The 14,427-nt window shown below is 61.5% G+C and carries 13 protein-coding genes and 3 tRNA genes; all 16 read right to left on the reverse strand.

The window, feature by feature from the left end:
- Window positions 1-7: 7 nt before the first annotated feature.
- The 16 genes from GDA49_03365 to GDA49_03440 all read right to left on the reverse strand — a co-directional run bounded on the left by GDA49_03365 (window position 8) and on the right by GDA49_03440 (window position 14,380).
- Complete coding sequence (locus GDA49_03365) at window positions 8-2,077, reverse strand: NADH-quinone oxidoreductase subunit G (GenBank protein MBC6439454.1); 2,070 nt, start codon at window positions 2,075-2,077, stop codon at window positions 8-10.
- Between the two features lie 10 nt (window positions 2,078-2,087).
- Window positions 2,088-3,380 carry an NADH-quinone oxidoreductase subunit NuoF gene (gene nuoF / locus GDA49_03370; GenBank protein ID MBC6439455.1) on the reverse strand — a complete coding sequence of 431 codons (1,293 nt, stop codon included), beginning with the start codon at window positions 3,378-3,380 and terminating at the stop codon, window positions 2,088-2,090.
- Between the two features lie 3 nt (window positions 3,381-3,383).
- Entirely contained in the window at window positions 3,384-3,995 is a 612-nt protein-coding gene (nuoE, locus tag GDA49_03375) for an NADH-quinone oxidoreductase subunit NuoE (GenBank protein ID MBC6439456.1), read from the reverse strand.
- Window positions 3,992-5,170 carry an NADH-quinone oxidoreductase subunit D gene (locus tag GDA49_03380; GenBank protein MBC6439457.1) on the reverse strand — a complete coding sequence of 393 codons (1,179 nt, stop codon included), beginning with the start codon at window positions 5,168-5,170 and terminating at the stop codon, window positions 3,992-3,994. The genes nuoE and GDA49_03380 overlap by 4 nt, the downstream gene beginning before the upstream one ends.
- A complete protein-coding gene (locus GDA49_03385) occupies window positions 5,163-5,792 on the reverse strand; it encodes an NADH-quinone oxidoreductase subunit C (protein ID MBC6439458.1) in 630 nt (209 codons plus the stop codon). The genes GDA49_03380 and GDA49_03385 overlap by 8 nt, the downstream gene beginning before the upstream one ends.
- Window positions 5,793-5,814: 22 nt before the next feature.
- Window positions 5,815-6,354, reverse strand: coding sequence for an NADH-quinone oxidoreductase subunit B (locus GDA49_03390; GenBank protein MBC6439459.1), 540 nt, complete (start codon window positions 6,352-6,354; stop codon window positions 5,815-5,817).
- On the reverse strand, window positions 6,345-6,710 hold the full coding sequence (locus GDA49_03395; GenBank protein ID MBC6439460.1) for an NADH-quinone oxidoreductase subunit A: 366 nt from the start codon (window positions 6,708-6,710) through the stop codon (window positions 6,345-6,347). The genes GDA49_03390 and GDA49_03395 overlap by 10 nt, the downstream gene beginning before the upstream one ends.
- Before the next feature lie 148 nt (window positions 6,711-6,858).
- Window positions 6,859-6,935 (reverse strand) — tRNA-Asp (locus GDA49_03400).
- Window positions 6,936-6,996: 61 nt separating this feature from the next.
- A complete protein-coding gene (locus GDA49_03405) occupies window positions 6,997-7,254 on the reverse strand; it encodes a GIY-YIG nuclease family protein (protein MBC6439461.1) in 258 nt (85 codons plus the stop codon).
- Between the two features lie 198 nt (window positions 7,255-7,452).
- A tRNA-Val gene (locus GDA49_03410) sits at window positions 7,453-7,525 on the reverse strand.
- Between the two features lie 93 nt (window positions 7,526-7,618).
- Entirely contained in the window at window positions 7,619-7,891 is a 273-nt protein-coding gene (locus GDA49_03415) for an HU family DNA-binding protein (GenBank protein ID MBC6439462.1), read from the reverse strand.
- A 203-nt stretch (window positions 7,892-8,094) separates the two neighbouring features.
- Window positions 8,095-10,599 (reverse strand): endopeptidase La, encoded by a 2,505-nt coding sequence (gene lon / locus GDA49_03420; protein ID MBC6439463.1) that lies wholly within the window; start codon window positions 10,597-10,599, stop codon window positions 8,095-8,097.
- Between the two features lie 82 nt (window positions 10,600-10,681).
- Window positions 10,682-11,941 carry an ATP-dependent Clp protease ATP-binding subunit ClpX gene (gene clpX / locus GDA49_03425; protein ID MBC6439464.1) on the reverse strand — a complete coding sequence of 420 codons (1,260 nt, stop codon included), beginning with the start codon at window positions 11,939-11,941 and terminating at the stop codon, window positions 10,682-10,684.
- Between the two features lie 126 nt (window positions 11,942-12,067).
- On the reverse strand, window positions 12,068-12,673 hold the full coding sequence (gene clpP / locus GDA49_03430; GenBank protein ID MBC6439465.1) for an ATP-dependent Clp endopeptidase proteolytic subunit ClpP: 606 nt from the start codon (window positions 12,671-12,673) through the stop codon (window positions 12,068-12,070).
- A gap of 73 nt (window positions 12,674-12,746) precedes the next feature.
- Window positions 12,747-14,222, reverse strand: coding sequence for a trigger factor (locus tag GDA49_03435; GenBank protein MBC6439466.1), 1,476 nt, complete (start codon window positions 14,220-14,222; stop codon window positions 12,747-12,749).
- A gap of 73 nt (window positions 14,223-14,295) precedes the next feature.
- Window positions 14,296-14,380: transfer RNA gene (locus GDA49_03440), tRNA-Leu, on the reverse strand.
- Window positions 14,381-14,427 lie beyond the last annotated feature (47 nt).

A 14,427-nucleotide genomic window follows, 5' to 3' on the forward strand; every position in this document is an offset into this window, starting at 1 on the left:
CACGGCCTCAGTCCCCCGTGGCCATGGCCGCGAGCGGCGAGACGAAGGCCTCGGTGCACTGCGCCATGGTCTCAGACGCACGACTGATTGCGCAGGTACGGTAGAAGTTCTCGACCGGCGAGACGAAGGCGGCATCGCCCATAGCGCCCTCGGCGCCGAAGGCCTGCCAGTCGGCGGGCACAATCTCGTCGATCGCACCGAGATGCGGCACCGTATCGGTCATGCGGTCGCGCAGCGCCACGAGCGTGTCGAACGGCAGAGGCGCCTCCATCACGCCCGACAACGCACGAAGGATACGCCAGTCCTCGCGCGCCTCACCGGGTGCGAAGACGGCGCGGACCGCACGCTGCGGCCGACCTTCCATGTTGACGTAGGTCGCGTCCTTTTCGGTGTAGGCCGCACCGGGCAGAATGACGTCAGCACAATGCGCGCCGGCATCGCCGTGATGGCCGATGTAGACGACAAAGGCGTTGCCGAGCTTCGACGTATCGATCTCATCGGCACCCAGCAGGAACACCGTGTTGATCTCGCCGGCTGCCGCAGCATCAAGGATGCCGGCCGTGTCCTTGCCACCGGCTTGCGGCACGAAACCGAGATCGAGACCACCAACACGCGACGCCGCCGTGTGCAGGACCGAAAAGCCGTTCCAGCCGTCCTCAACCGCGCCACAGCCTTCGGCCAGTTTTCGCGCGGTACCCAGAACGGCAGCGCCGTCCTCACGCGCCAGCACGCCGGCGCCAACGATGATCAGCGGACGTTCGGCCGCTTTCAGTGTCGCGGCGAAGTCGCCCTCGCCAGCCGCCAGCCGCTTGAGGCTCTCGGGGCCCGCACCGAGATGGCTGACCGGGAAGGTGAGATTGAGCCACGGGCCAATATTGGCGGCCGGGAAGCCGCCCATCAGCCAGCGCTTGCGCAGACGGGCGTTGACGAGCGCGGCTTCATGGCGCGGGTTGCAGCCGATCAGGAGGCAGGCGTCGGCCGCTTCGATCCCGGCGATCGTCGCGTTGAAGAGGTAGGAGGCGCGCACCGCGGGATTGATCATCATGCCGTCCTGGCGGCAATCCATGTGCGGCGAACCGAGACCGGCGAGCAGCGACTTCATTGCGAACAATGTCTCGCAGTCAACCTGGTCGCCGGCAATCGCGGCGATCCTGCCACCGTCGCCACCCGAGAGGTGCCGGGACACCGCATCAAGTGCCGCCTGCCAGTCGGCCGCCTCCAGTTTGCCGTCCGCTTTCACATAGGGTCGATCGAGGCGACGACGCGTGAGGCCGTCGATCGCAAAGCGCGTCTTGTCGGAGATCCATTCCTCATTGACGTCCTCATGCAATCGGGGCAGCACGCGCAGGACCTCGCGGCCGCGCGCATCGACCCGGATATTGGACCCGACGGCATCCATGACATCAATCGACTCGGTCTTGCGCAGCTCCCACGGGCGCGCAACGAAGGCATAGGGCTTTGATGTCAGCGCACCGACCGGGCAGAGGTCGATGATGTTGCCTGACATCTCGCTGGCGATACCGTTCTCGATGTAGGTCGTGATCTCGGTGTCTTCGCCGCGTCCGGTCGCGCCCAGCACCGGCGCACCGGCCACCTCTTCCATGAAACGAACGCAGCGCGTGCAGTGGATGCAGCGGGTCATGTAGGTCTTGACCAGTGGGCCGAAATCCTTTTCCTGTACCGAACGCTTCATCTCCTCGAAACGGCTTATGCCCTTACCGTAGCCCATGGCTTGGTCCTGCAGATCGCACTCGCCGCCCTGATCGCAGATCGGGCAATCGAGCGGGTGGTTGATCAGAAGAAACTCCATCGTGCCCTTCTGCGCCTTGCTGGCGACGGAACCGCGAGTGCGCACCACCATGCCGTCCATCAACGGCTGGGCACAGGACGCCACCGGCTTGGGCGTACGCTCGACCTCGACCAGGCACATGCGGCAGTTACCGGCGATCGACAGGCGGTCGTGGAAGCAGAAGCGCGGCACCTCGGCACCGGCAATTTCACAGGCCTGCAGCAGCGTCAGCCGCTTGTCGACTTCCAGCTCGCCGCCGTCGATGGTGACCTTGACTGTGTCACTCATAGCCCCTTCCCTACTCCGCTGCCATCGCCGAAGCGCCGTGGTATTCCTCAATGCGGCGCTCGAGCTCCGGACGGAAGTGACGGATCAGTCCTTGGATGGGCCAAGCCGCGGCATCGCCCAACGCGCAGATGGTGTGGCCCTCGACCTGGGTCGTGACCTCCTGGAGCATGTCGATCTCCTCAATGCTCGCCTTGCCCTCGATCATCCGACCCAGCACGCGCATCATCCAACCGGTGCCTTCACGGCACGGTGTGCACTGGCCGCAGCTTTCGTGCTTGTAGAACTTCGAAAGCCGCCAGATCGCGCGAACGATATCGGTCGACTTGTCCATCACGATGACAGCGGCTGTGCCGAGACCCGACTTGACCTCGCGCAGGCTGTCGAAATCCATGGGGATCTCGTCGCAGATCGGCTTCGGAATGCAGGCAACCGACGAGCCGCCGGGAATGACGGCGAGCAGGTTATCCCAGCCGCCACGGACGCCGCCAGCGTGCTTCTCGATGAGCTCGCGCAGCGGAATGCCCATCTCCTCTTCCACGTTGCACGGCTCGTTCACGTGGCCGGAGATGCAGAAGAGCTTGGTGCCGGTGTTCCTGGGCTTGCCGAGACCGGCGAACCAATCACCGCCACGACGCAGAATGGTCGGTGAGACCGCGACCGTCTCGACATTGGTGACGGTGGTCGGACAAGCGTAGAGACCGGACTGGGCCGGGAACGGCGGCTTCAGGCGCGGCTGGCCCTTCTTACCCTCGAGGCTCTCGAGCAGGGCCATCTCCTCGCCGCAGATATAGGCGCCGGCGCCGCGGTGCAGGTAGACGTCGAAGTCGAAGCCGGAGCCGCAAGCGTTCTTGCCGATCAGACCGGCGTCGTAGGACTCGTCGATCGCCCGCTGCAGCGCCACGGACTCGTTATAAAACTCGCCACGGATATAGATATAGGCCGCTGTCGCACGCATGGCGTGACCGGCCAACACACAACCTTCGATGAGCTTGTGCGGGTCATGCCGTATGATGTCGCGATCCTTGCAGGTGCCGGGTTCGCTTTCGTCGGCATTGACAACAAGATACGCCGGCTGGCCCTCGGGTCGCTCCTTGGGCATGAAGGACCATTTCAGACCCGACGGGAAACCCGCACCGCCGCGACCACGCAGCTCGGACTTCTTGATCTCATCGACGATCCAGTCCGGTCCCTTGGCAATGATGTCCTTGGTTCCGTCCCAGTCGCCACGCCTCTTGGCTGCATCGAAGTCGGGGCTCTCGAAGCCGTAGAGATTCGTGAAGACGCGATCCTTGTCCTGCAACATCGGTCAGTCTCCACCCTGCATGGTTATTGCACCCGAGATCGGTTCCGACGAGTGGCGGCCGTTCTGCGGGCCGATCTTGGGTTTCTCGCCCTTCGCCAGCGCCTCGAGGATCGCAATCATCTTCTCGGCGTCGAGATCCTCGTAGAAGTCATCGTTGATCTGCGCCATCGGTGCGTTCACGCAGGCGCCGAGGCACTCGACCTCCTTCAGCGTGAACTTGCCGTCAACCGTGGTCTCCTCGAAGTCGATACCGAGGTGGCTGCGGCAGGCTTCAACGATCGCATCGCTGTCGCGCAACATGCAGGGCGTGGTAGTGCAGAGTTGCACTAGGTAGTCGCCGACCGGCTCGAGATTGTACATCGTGTAGAAGGTCGCGATCTCGTAGACCCGAATCGCAGGGATCTTGAGGAGGTCGGCGATGCCGTCCATCGCCGCGATCGAGACCCACTTCTCCTGACGCTGCGCTAGATCGAGCAACGGCATGACCGCGCTCTGCTGACGACCTGCCGGATACTTGGCAATCATGGCATCGGCCTTGGTGCGGTTCTCATCGGAGAACGCGAAGTTCTCAGGCTGACGATCGGTCGCACAGGGCCTTCCGCGTGCGAGACTCATCGGTCGATCTCCCCGAACACGATATCCATGCTGCCCACGATCGCCGCTGCGTCGGCCAGCATGTGGCCCTTGCACAGGAAGTCGGTCGACGCGAGATGAAGGAACCCGGGCGCCCGGATGCGGCAGCGATAGGGCTTGTTGGTGCCGTCCGAGACGATGAACACACCGAACTCACCCTTGGGCGCTTCGACGGCGGCGTAGGCTTCACCCTCGGGGACGTGATAGCCCTCCGTATAGAGCTTGAAGTGGTGAATCAGCGCTTCCATCGACGTCTTCATGTCCGCACGCGACGGCGGCGCGACCTTGGGGTCGGTCGTCTTGACCGGGCCCGAGGGCATGTTGGCGATGCACTGTTTGATAATCTTGATGGATTCGCGCATCTCGGCGAGCCGGCACATGTAGCGCTCGAAACAGTCGCCCGTGGTGCCGGTAGGAATGTCGAAGTCCATCTTGGCGTAGGCATCGTAGGGCTGCGCCTTGCGCAGGTCCCACGGCAGTCCGGCCGAACGCAGCATCGGACCGCTGAAGCCCCAGTCAATCGCATCGTCGAGCGTGACCATGCCGATGTCGACGGTGCGCTGCTTGAAGATACGGTTCTCGTTGAGCAGGTACTCGATGTCACCGACCAGCTTGGGCAGCGTGTCGACATAATCGTCAATCGCCTTCTCCATGCCGGCCGGCAGATCCTGCGCCACGCCGCCGGGGCGGAAGTAGGCCGCATGCATGCGCGCGCCCGAGACGCCCTCATAGAACTCCATCAGCTTCTCGCGCTCCTCGAACGCCCAGAGCGCGGGCGTAACCGCACCGACGTCGAGCGCGAAGGTCGTGACGTTGAGAAGATGATTGAGAATGCGGGTAATCTCGGAGAACAGCACCCGGACGTACTGGCCACGCGACGGGACCTCGATCCCCAGGAGCTTCTCGACTGCGAGCGCATAGCTGTGCTCGAGACACATGGGCGAGACGTAATCGAGCCGGTCGAAGTACGGTACCGCCTGCAGGTATGTCTTGTATTCGATCAGCTTCTCGGTGCCGCGGTGCAGCAGGCCGATGTGCGGATCGGCGCGTTCCACGACCTCGCCGTCCATCTCCAGAACGAGACGCAGCACGCCGTGCGCTGCAGGATGCTGCGGGCCGAAGTTGATGGTCGTGGTCTTGATGTCGACTTCAGCCATCGTTCCTGGCCTCCGTCGCCTCGTCCGACGCCTTTTCGTCTCCAGGAAGAACGCCAAAAGATCCTTCCCATGGCGATAGATAGTCAAAACTCCTAAACGCTTGCGTGAGCTTGACGGGCTCGTAGATCACACGCTTCTCGTCCTCGTCGTAGCGCATCTCGACATGACCCGTGAGCGGGAAGTCCTTGCGCTGGGGATGCCCCTCGAAACCGTAGTCGGTCAGGATGCGGCGCAGGTCGGGATGGTCGGCAAAATAGATGCCGTACATGTCCCAGATCTCACGCTCGAGCCAGAACGCCGCGCTGTAGATCGCGAAGCAGGACGGCAGCGGCTCCTCCTCGCCAATGACGACCTTGACGCGGATCCGCAGGTTGTTGCGTAGACTGAGCAGGTTGTAAATCACGTCGAAGCGCTTCTTGCGCTCGGGGTAGTCCACCGCCGTGACGTCGATCAGCTGCTTGAACAGGCAATCGCTGTCGTCACGCAGCCAGGTCAGAAGGTCCAGCAGGCCGTCGCTCGAGGCATGGAGAGTCGCCTGGTCGCGGTCGAACACCATCTCGCCCGCGCAGTCGGGAAAGCGCGCCTGCGCAATTCCACCGATTTCTTGGAGAGCTTCGGTCATGACGTTTTTCTCCCGACCGGCGCTACCGCTTGATGCTTCCGGTGCGGCCGATCTTCTTCTGCAGTTGCAGAATGCCGTAAACTAGGGCTTCGGCCGTCGGCGGACAGCCCGGAATGTAGATGTCGACCGGGACGATTCGGTCGCAGCCGCGCACCACAGAATAAGAATAGTGATAGTAGCCGCCGCCATTGGCGCACGAGCCCATAGAAATAACCCAGCGCGGCTCGGCCATCTGGTCGTAGAGCTTGCGCAGGGCCGGAGCCATCTTGTTGCACAGCGTGCCGGCCACAATCATGACGTCGGACTGGCGCGGGCTGGCGCGCGGAATGACACCGAAGCGATCGAGATCGTAGCGGCTCATGTAGGCGTGGATCATCTCGACGCCGCAACACGCCAAGCCGAAGGTCATCGGCCACAGGCTGCCGGTGCGCGCCCAGTTGACCAGCTTGTCGACATTGGAGAGAACAAAACCCTTGTCCTCAATCTCCTGTCCTACACGCGCGATCAGCGCATCCTGATCGGCTCCAGGCGGGATGTCTTTCAGCAGGGGGTCTACTCCCATTCGAGCGCTCCCTTACGCCACTCATAGATGAAGCCGATGGTCAGGACACCCAAGAAGACGACCATGGACCAGAAGCCAAACAGTCCGATCTCCGAAAGCGACACCGCCCACGGGAAGAGGAAGGCAACCTCGAGATCGAAAATGATGAAGAGAATCGAGACCAGATAGAAGCGCACGTCGAACCGGCCTCGGGCGTCTTCGAAGGCATCGAAACCGCATTCGTAAGCCGAGAGCTTCTCGGGATCGGGCCGCTGCGGTCCGATCAGCCACGACGCACCGATCATGACGCAAGCCATGACGGTGGCGAGCCCCAGGAAGATCAAAACAGACAGGTACTCCAGCAGCAATTCGTTCATGCTCGGCCCCTTGAGCGCCCCTTATATGGCCCATACACGCCGCTGTGAAGCGCGATCTCGGCCACTTGTCAGCGGCTTACGCAAATGCGCGATGTCCAGTTGCGACGTGCTCGCAACTGGACAAACAAAGATCGAATCTGTTGGAAAATGGCGGGAGTGACGGGACTCGAACCCGCGACCTCTGGCGTGACAGGCCAGCACTCTAACCAACTGAGCTACACCCCCAACAGGGCGCCTCGTCTAGGGCACCGAGCCCGATGCTGTCAAGCGGATTGGCGTGGGAATGTCAGGTGTTAGCGGCGGGGTCGGAGAGGAACTGTTTCTTCGCGCGGTCCCTGCCCGATCCAGATTTGAAGTCACGTCCGAGGGCGAAAGCTCTCTCGCGGGATTCGACCACGACATATGGAGCGAGGGTGCATGGCAAGCAGCAGGCGGTCGACGGCCCCTCTTCATTCTCGTGCCGCACCATACGCTGCCGAAGGTCATCTGTTGCACCGACGTAGATCTGGTCGTTGTTGAGACGCAAGAAGTAGACGTACCACATCGCACTGCTTGACTTCCCTTGCCCATGATCCCCTCGTTCGGCGATCTGACGCTGACAAACGACTTTGATCAACTTTGAACATATGACCTCACCAGCTTCCCTACTACGCTCCAAGGGATCTTCGGTAGGTGCTTCCACGCCCTGAATGCCTTCGAGCGACAATCCGCTGTGCAGCTTGCCACCCGAGGCCGAAGGCGGTGGGCGGTGACGGGATCGAACCGCCGACCTACTGGGTGTAAACCAGTCGCTCTGCCAGCTGAGCTAACCGCCCTATGGTGTGAGCCGGAACCGCGCTGTCCCTGAAACGAAAACCGCCGACAGTCGCTTTGACTGCCGGCGGTTCCGAATTCGGCGTGTACCGGCGTTAGTTCACCGAGTCCTTTAGCGCCTTGCCAGCCTTGAACTTGGGCTGCTTCGAAGCCGGGATGTTGATGGTCTCCCCGGTACGAGGATTGCGGCCCTGACTCGCAGCGCGGTGCGCAACCGAGAACGTGCCAAAGCCGACGATACGCACTTCCGTGCCCTTTGCAAGGGAACCTGAAATGGAGTCGAAAACGGCGTCGACGGCACGAGCAGCCTCTGACTTGCTGAGGTCAGCAGAATCAGCAACAATGGCAACGATATCATTCTTGTTCACAGTAAATCCCCCTCCTGCGATCAGTGGTTGGTGATTGAAGTTCACTTGGACGGATATCCCCAGAACCCGCGGATTTTACTGGCACGGTCACAAGCACGTCAACGTGAAGACCGCTGAAAATCGCAGAATTCTGCGGTCATGTGGATGTTTGCAACGTCACGCACACACATTCATGCACTAGCGCTGCCATCCACTCGCCCGGATCAGTGCGTGACAACTTCAGCGTCCTTGCCGTCGTTGGGCACCTTGTCGAGTTCGGCGGCCTCCTCATCCGACCACTCGATCGGCTCGGGGTCTTCGGTCAGGGCGATCTTGATCACCTCGTCGACCGACGACACCGGAATGATGTCGAGGCCTCGCTTCACATTGTCGGGAATGTCGGGGAGATCCTTCTCGTTGTCCTTCGGGATCATGACCGTCTTGATGCCGTCGCGGTGGGCAGCAAGCAGCTTCTCCTTCAGGCCACCGATCGGAAGTACGCGTCCGCGCAGGGTGATCTCGCCGGTCATCGCGACCGAACACTTCACCGGGATACCGGTCAGCGACGAAAGCATCGAGGTGAACATCGCGATACCGGCCGACGGGCCGTCCTTGGGCGTGGCACCTTCAGGAACGTGAACGTGCATGTCGCGGCGATCGAAGATCGTCGGCTTCAGGCCTAGTTCGGGCGCACGGGCACGCAGGTAGCTCTTGGCCGCCTGGATCGACTCCTGCATAACGTCGCCGAGCTTACCGGTGATCGTCATCTTTCCCTTGCCCGGCAAGACAACCGCCTCGATCGAGAGGAGCTCACCGCCGACCTCGGTGTAGGCGAGACCCGTGGTCACACCGACCATGTCGTCATGCTCGGCCTCGCCATAACGGAAGCGGCGGACACCTGCGTATTTGTCGAGGTTGCGCGAGGTGACACGGACCTTCTCGGTCTCGCCCGCAACGATCTCCTTCACGGCCTTGCGCTGCAGGTTTGCGATCTCGCGTTCGAGGTTGCGCACGCCCGCCTCACGGGTGTGGTAGCGGATGAGGTCACGCAAGCCGCCCTCGGAAATGCTCCACTCGTCGTCCTTCAGGCCATGGGCCTCGAACTGCTTGGGGATCAGATGATCCTGGGCAATCCGAACCTTCTCATCCTCGGTGTAGCCGGAGATCCTGATCAGCTCCATGCGGTCGAGCAGAGGCTGCGGGATCTGGATCTTGTTCGCCGTCGTGACGAACATGACGTCCGAAAGATCGTAATCGACCTCAAGATAATGGTCGTTGAAGGCGCTGTTCTGTTCGGGGTCGAGCACCTCCAGCAGGGCCGAGCTGGGATCGCCGCGCCAGTCCTGGCCCAGCTTGTCGATCTCGTCGAGCAGGAAGAGCGGGTTCGACGACTTCGCCTTCTTCATACCCTGGATGATCTTGCCCGGCATCGAGCCGATGTAGGTGCGTCGATGTCCGCGGATCTCGGATTCGTCCCGCACGCCGCCCAGCGACATGCGCACGAAGTTGCGGCCCGTTGCCTTGGCGACCGACTTGCCGAGTGATGTCTTGCCGACGCCCGGAGGGCCGACCAGACACAGGATCGGGCCCTTCAGCTTCTTGCTGCGCGCTTGCACCGCGAGGTACTCGACGATGCGCTCCTTGACCTTCTCAAGGCCGAAGTGGTCGGCATTGAGAAGATCCTGGGCGTGGCTGATGTCGCGCTTGAGCTTGGTGCGCTTCTTCCACGGCACACCGAGCATCCAGTCGAGGTAGTTGCGTACGACCGTCGATTCGGCCGACATCGGACTCATCGTCCGAAGCTTCTTGACCTCGGCAAGCGCCTTTTCGGTCGCCTCCTTGGTCAGCTTCGTCTTCTTGATCTTTTCTTCGTACTCGCCAGACTCGTCGCGGCCGTCCTCGCCCTCGCCGAGCTCCTTCTGAATGGCCTTCATCTGCTCGTTCAGATAGTACTCGCGCTGGGTCTTCTCCATTTGACGCTTGACGCGACCGCGGATGCGCTTCTCGACCTGCATCACGCCGATCTCGCCCTCGATCAGGCCGTAGACCCGCTCCAGCCGTTCCAGGACGGAATTGACCTCGAGCAGCGCCTGCTTGTCGGCCACCTTGATCGTCAGGTGCGACGCCACGGTGTCGACGAGCTTGCCGTAGTTCTCGATCTGATTGAGCGAGACCAGCACCTCGGGCGGAATCTTCTTGTTGAGCTTCACATACTCTTCGAACTGGCTGACCACGGCGCGAGCCAAGGCCTGCAGTTCGCGTTCGTCTTCGGCCTTGTCGTCGAGCATCTCGGCGTAGACTTGGACGAAGTCCTCGTTCGGATGGAAATCGGCAATCCGGGCTCGCTGTCCGCCCTCGACCAGCACTTTCACCGTGCCGTCCGGCAGCTTCAACAGCTGCAGCACCGTCGAAACGGTGCCGATCTCATGAATGTCCTCAGGACCGGGATCGTCTTGGGAACCGTCCTTCTGGGCAACGAGCAGAAGCTGCTTGTCGTCCTTCATGATGTCTTCCAACGCCTTGACCGATTTCTCGCGCCCGACGAAGAGCGGGACGATCATATGCGGGAAAACAACGATATCGCGCAGCGGGAGCACTGCATAAAGGACACCTCGGGCCAAACTCACGGCATTCGCCTCCAGTTTTAGACTTGAAACGGCCACAAAATATGTTGCGACACTTCTAAGGACCGATATATCCAGTCGATTTGGCGTTCGAAACAGCGACATCAAGGGTTGACACGCCATTCAGACGAACTTTAAGAGGCCGAATGGTGTTCAAGCCCCAATTCGGAAGAAATTCACACCACGATCAGGACGCAGGGGCGATTTCCTCGTCACGATCGGAGTAGATCATCAGCGGCTGGCTGCCGTGCTCGACGACCTCGCGGTTCACGACGACTTCCTCGACGCCTTCCAGGGTCGGGAGGTCGAACATGGTGTCGAGCAGAATCGTTTCCAGGATCGACCGCAGGCCACGGGCGCCGGTCTTGCGCGCAATGGCCTTTCGCGCGACCGCGCGCAGGGCGTCTTCGGTGAAGGCGAGCTTGATGCCCTCCATCTCGAAGAGCTTCTGATACTGCTTGACCAGCGCGTTCTTCGGTTCCGCCAGGATCTCGATCAGCGCGTCCTCGTCGAGATCGTCCAGCGTTGCGATCACAGGCAGTCGGCCAACGAACTCGGGGATCAGGCCGAACTTCAGCAAATCCTCCGGCTCGACCTCACGCAGCACGTCGCCGGTCTTACGCTCCTCCGGAGAGCGCACGTCGGCACCGAAGCCGATCGACGTCGGCTGGCCGCGATCGGAGATGATCTTCTCAAGGCCTGCGAACGCACCGCCGCAGACAAACAGGATGTTGGTCGTGTCGACCTGCAGGAACTCCTGCTGGGGGTGCTTGCGCCCGCCCTGCGGCGGCACCGACGCGACGGTGCCTTCCATGATCTTGAGCAGCGCCTGCTGCACCCCCTCGCCCGACACGTCGCGGGTGATCGAGGGGTTGTCGGACTTGCGCGCGATCTTGTCGACCTCGTCGATGAAGACGATGCCACGCTGCGCACGCTCGACATTGTAGTCGGCCGCCTGGACCAGCTTCAGGATGATGTTCTCGACATCTTCACCGACGTAGCCGGCCTCGGTCAGCGTCGTGGCGTCCGCCATGGTGAACGGAACATCCAGAATGCGCGCCAGCGTCTGGGCCAGCAGCGTCTTGCCGCAGCCGGTTGGGCCGATCAGCAGGATGTTCGACTTGGCGAGTTCGACCGCATCACCGCGACCGCCATTGTTCAGGCGCTTGTAGTGGTTGTGAACGGCAACCGAGAGGATGCGCTTGGCATGATCTTGGCCGATCACATAGTCCATCAGGACCTGGTTGATCTCCCGCGGCGTCGGCACGCCATCGCGCGACTTGACGAGCGAGCTCTTACTCTCCTCGCGGATGATGTCCATGCACAGCTCGACGCATTCGTCGCAGATAAACACGGTCGGTCCCGCGATCAGCTTGCGCACCTCGTGCTGGCTCTTGCCGCAGAAGGAACAGTAGAGAGTGTTCTTGGAGTTGCCGCTCTTACTCATTCGGCAGGTTCCTCATGAGGGCCTGTCACAACAATATGTTAGTCAGACTAATCCAGACAACACAACCTGTGCTGTCCTGTGACGATTCATACGTTTCATGCTGTGTGGAAAACGCAACGCCTGTTATCACGAATCCTCGCCCGCGAGCTCGACCTCGGCACGGGAGGTGACAACCTCGTCGATAAGACCGAACTCCTTGGCTTGATCTGGCGTCATGAACGTGTCGCGTTCCATGCTCTCCTCGACAACCTTGAGCGGCTGCCCGGTATGCTGCGCAAAGATCTGGTTGAGACGTTCGCGGACAAAAAGGATCTCGCGGGCATGAATCTCGATGTCGGAGGCTTGGCCGCGCGCGCCGCCGGAAGGCTGATGGATCATGATCCGTGACTGGGGCAGCGCGAAGCGGTGTCCCCTGGAACCGGCGCACAGCAGAAGCGCACCCATCGACGCGGCCTGACCGATGCAGAGCGTCTGCACGTTGGGGCGAATGTATTGCATCGTGTCGTACATCGCGAGCCCCGCCGTTACCGCCCCGCCGGGCGAGTTGACGTAAAGCGCGATATCCTTGGTCGGATTGTCAGCCTCAAGAAACAGGAGCTGGGCGCAGATCAGGCTCGCCACATGATCGTTCACACCACCTGTGAGGAAGATGATCCGCTCCTTCAGAAGCATGGAGTAGATATCATAGGCGCGCTCGCCGCGCGCCGTCTGCTCCACGACCATGGGAACCAGGGTGTTGGCGTAAATCTCGTACGGGTCGCTCATGGGCGGGTCCTGTGCCTTCTTCTATGGAGCGCTGGGCCGATCAGCCCTCGCTCTCGTCATTCTTCTTCTTCACAGCCTTCTTGGCTGTTGCCTTCTTCGCTGGTTGCTTCTCTTTCTTGTCTTCGGCTTCGGCCATCTCACCGTCCTCGCCATCGCCAGCGAACTCGGCATTCTCGATCTCGAAGAACTCCGACGGCGTGACGGTGCGCTCAGTCAGCGTCACCTGAGTCAAGATTTTGTCGACCACGCGATCTTCAAGGATGGGCGCTGTCAACTCCTGCATCGCCTGGGGATTCTCCTGATAGTACTGGATGACCCTGGCTTCCTGACCGGGGAACTGGCGGGCACGCTCGATCACTGCCTGCTGCATGTCTTCGGGCGTGACCTGGATGTCGTTGGCGCGACCGATCTCGCTCAGCAGAAGACCGAGGCGGACTCGGCGTTCGGCGATGCGCCGATACTCCGTGCGCATCGCTTCGCGCTTCTCGTCACTGACCGGCTCGCTGTCGCCTTCATCGCCGGACTCGCCGGCGCTGTTGGCCTGTTGCTCGAGCTCACGTTCGACCTGGGTCCAGATCGTATCGAACTCGGTGTCGACCAGGCTCGGCGGCACATCGAACGAATAGGCGTCCGAGAGCTTGTCGAGCAGGCCGCGCTTCACACGCTTCCGGCTGACCTGCTTGTACTCCATGGCCAGACGCTCACGCATCTGGTCGCGCAGGCCGTCGAGGTTCTCGGCACCCTGCCCCTTGGCGAACTCATCATCGAGTTCCGGCGTTTCAGCCGTACGCACTTCCTTGACCGTGATGTCGAAGGCCGCGGTCTTGCCGGCCAGGTGCTCGGCATCGTAGTCGTCGGGGAACGGAACATCGACGGTGTAGCTGTCGCCGGTTCTCTTGCCCTCCAGGCTCGCCTCGAACTCGGGCAGGAGTTGGCCGGTGCCGATCTCGGCGACATGGTCCTCGGCGGTGCCACCGGAGAACTCCTCGCCGTCGATACGGCCGACAAAGTCGATCCGCACGGTGTTGCCCTGTTCGACGACATGGCCTTCGTCGGCCTCCCTGAACGACTTGCTGCGCTCACGCAGGCGTTCGAGCGCCTCGTCGACCTCGTTGTCGGTCACCTTGATGACCGTGTTCTCAAGCTCGAAGGCCGAGAAATCGCCCGTGTCAATCTCGGGCAGCACCTCGACGGCCATGAGGTATTCGAGGTCTGCGCCCTCGTCGAACGACATGTCCTCGATGCTGGGCTGCACAGCCGGCCTGACACCTTGCTGGGTTATGACCTCACCGGAGCTGTCCTGCAGTGTCTGCTGGACGACCTCACTGATCACCGCCTGGCCAAACTGGCGCTTGAGCAGGTCGACGGGCACCTTGCCCGGACGAAAACCCTTGAGCTGCACCGTTCGCTGCAGCTCGTTCAGCCGTGCGTCGATAAGGCTGGTCATGTCTTCGGCTGCGATAACAACCTTGTATTCGCGTTTCAGGCCGTCAGAAGCGGTCTCGGTAACCTGCATGGAAGTGCCGTGTGTCTGGGGTTGGTCGGAACCTGGGCTCAATACCCGGCCGGCGATGGATACATAGGGAACATGGTGCGGGCGGAGGGACTTGAACCCCCACGACGTTAGTCACCAGAACCTAAATCTGGCGTGTCTACCAATTCCACCACGCCCGCGCCGCTCGGGCCGAGACCAAGCCTGCAGTCTGGGGCGGTCCATATAG

The organism is Rhodospirillales bacterium (genome assembly GCA_014323865.1).
In the GTDB taxonomy this organism is placed as follows: Bacteria; Pseudomonadota; Alphaproteobacteria; order SP197; family SP197; genus SP197.

Bases quoted from the DNA above. Each gene is read 5' to 3' on its own strand.
- GDA49_03365 (MBC6439454.1), bottom strand. From the start codon at position 2,077: ATGAGTGACACAGTCAAGGTCACCATCGACGGCGGCGAGCTGGAAGTC.
- nuoF (MBC6439455.1), bottom strand. From the start codon at position 3,380: ATGTTGCAGGACAAGGATCGCGTCTTCACGAATCTCTACGGCTTCGAG.
- nuoE (MBC6439456.1), bottom strand. From the start codon at position 3,995: ATGAGTCTCGCACGCGGAAGGCCCTGTGCGACCGATCGTCAGCCTGAG.
- GDA49_03380 (MBC6439457.1), bottom strand. From the start codon at position 5,170: ATGGCTGAAGTCGACATCAAGACCACGACCATCAACTTCGGCCCGCAG.
- GDA49_03385 (MBC6439458.1), bottom strand. From the start codon at position 5,792: ATGACCGAAGCTCTCCAAGAAATCGGTGGAATTGCGCAGGCGCGCTTT.
- GDA49_03390 (MBC6439459.1), bottom strand. From the start codon at position 6,354: ATGGGAGTAGACCCCCTGCTGAAAGACATCCCGCCTGGAGCCGATCAG.
- GDA49_03395 (MBC6439460.1), bottom strand. From the start codon at position 6,710: ATGAACGAATTGCTGCTGGAGTACCTGTCTGTTTTGATCTTCCTGGGG.
- GDA49_03405 (MBC6439461.1), bottom strand. From the start codon at position 7,254: ATGTGGTACGTCTACTTCTTGCGTCTCAACAACGACCAGATCTACGTC.
- lon (MBC6439463.1), bottom strand. From the start codon at position 10,599: ATGTCGCTGTTTCGAACGCCAAATCGACTGGATATATCGGTCCTTAGA.
- clpX (MBC6439464.1), bottom strand. From the start codon at position 11,941: ATGAGTAAGAGCGGCAACTCCAAGAACACTCTCTACTGTTCCTTCTGC.
- GDA49_03435 (MBC6439466.1), bottom strand. From the start codon at position 14,222: ATGCAGGTTACCGAGACCGCTTCTGACGGCCTGAAACGCGAATACAAG.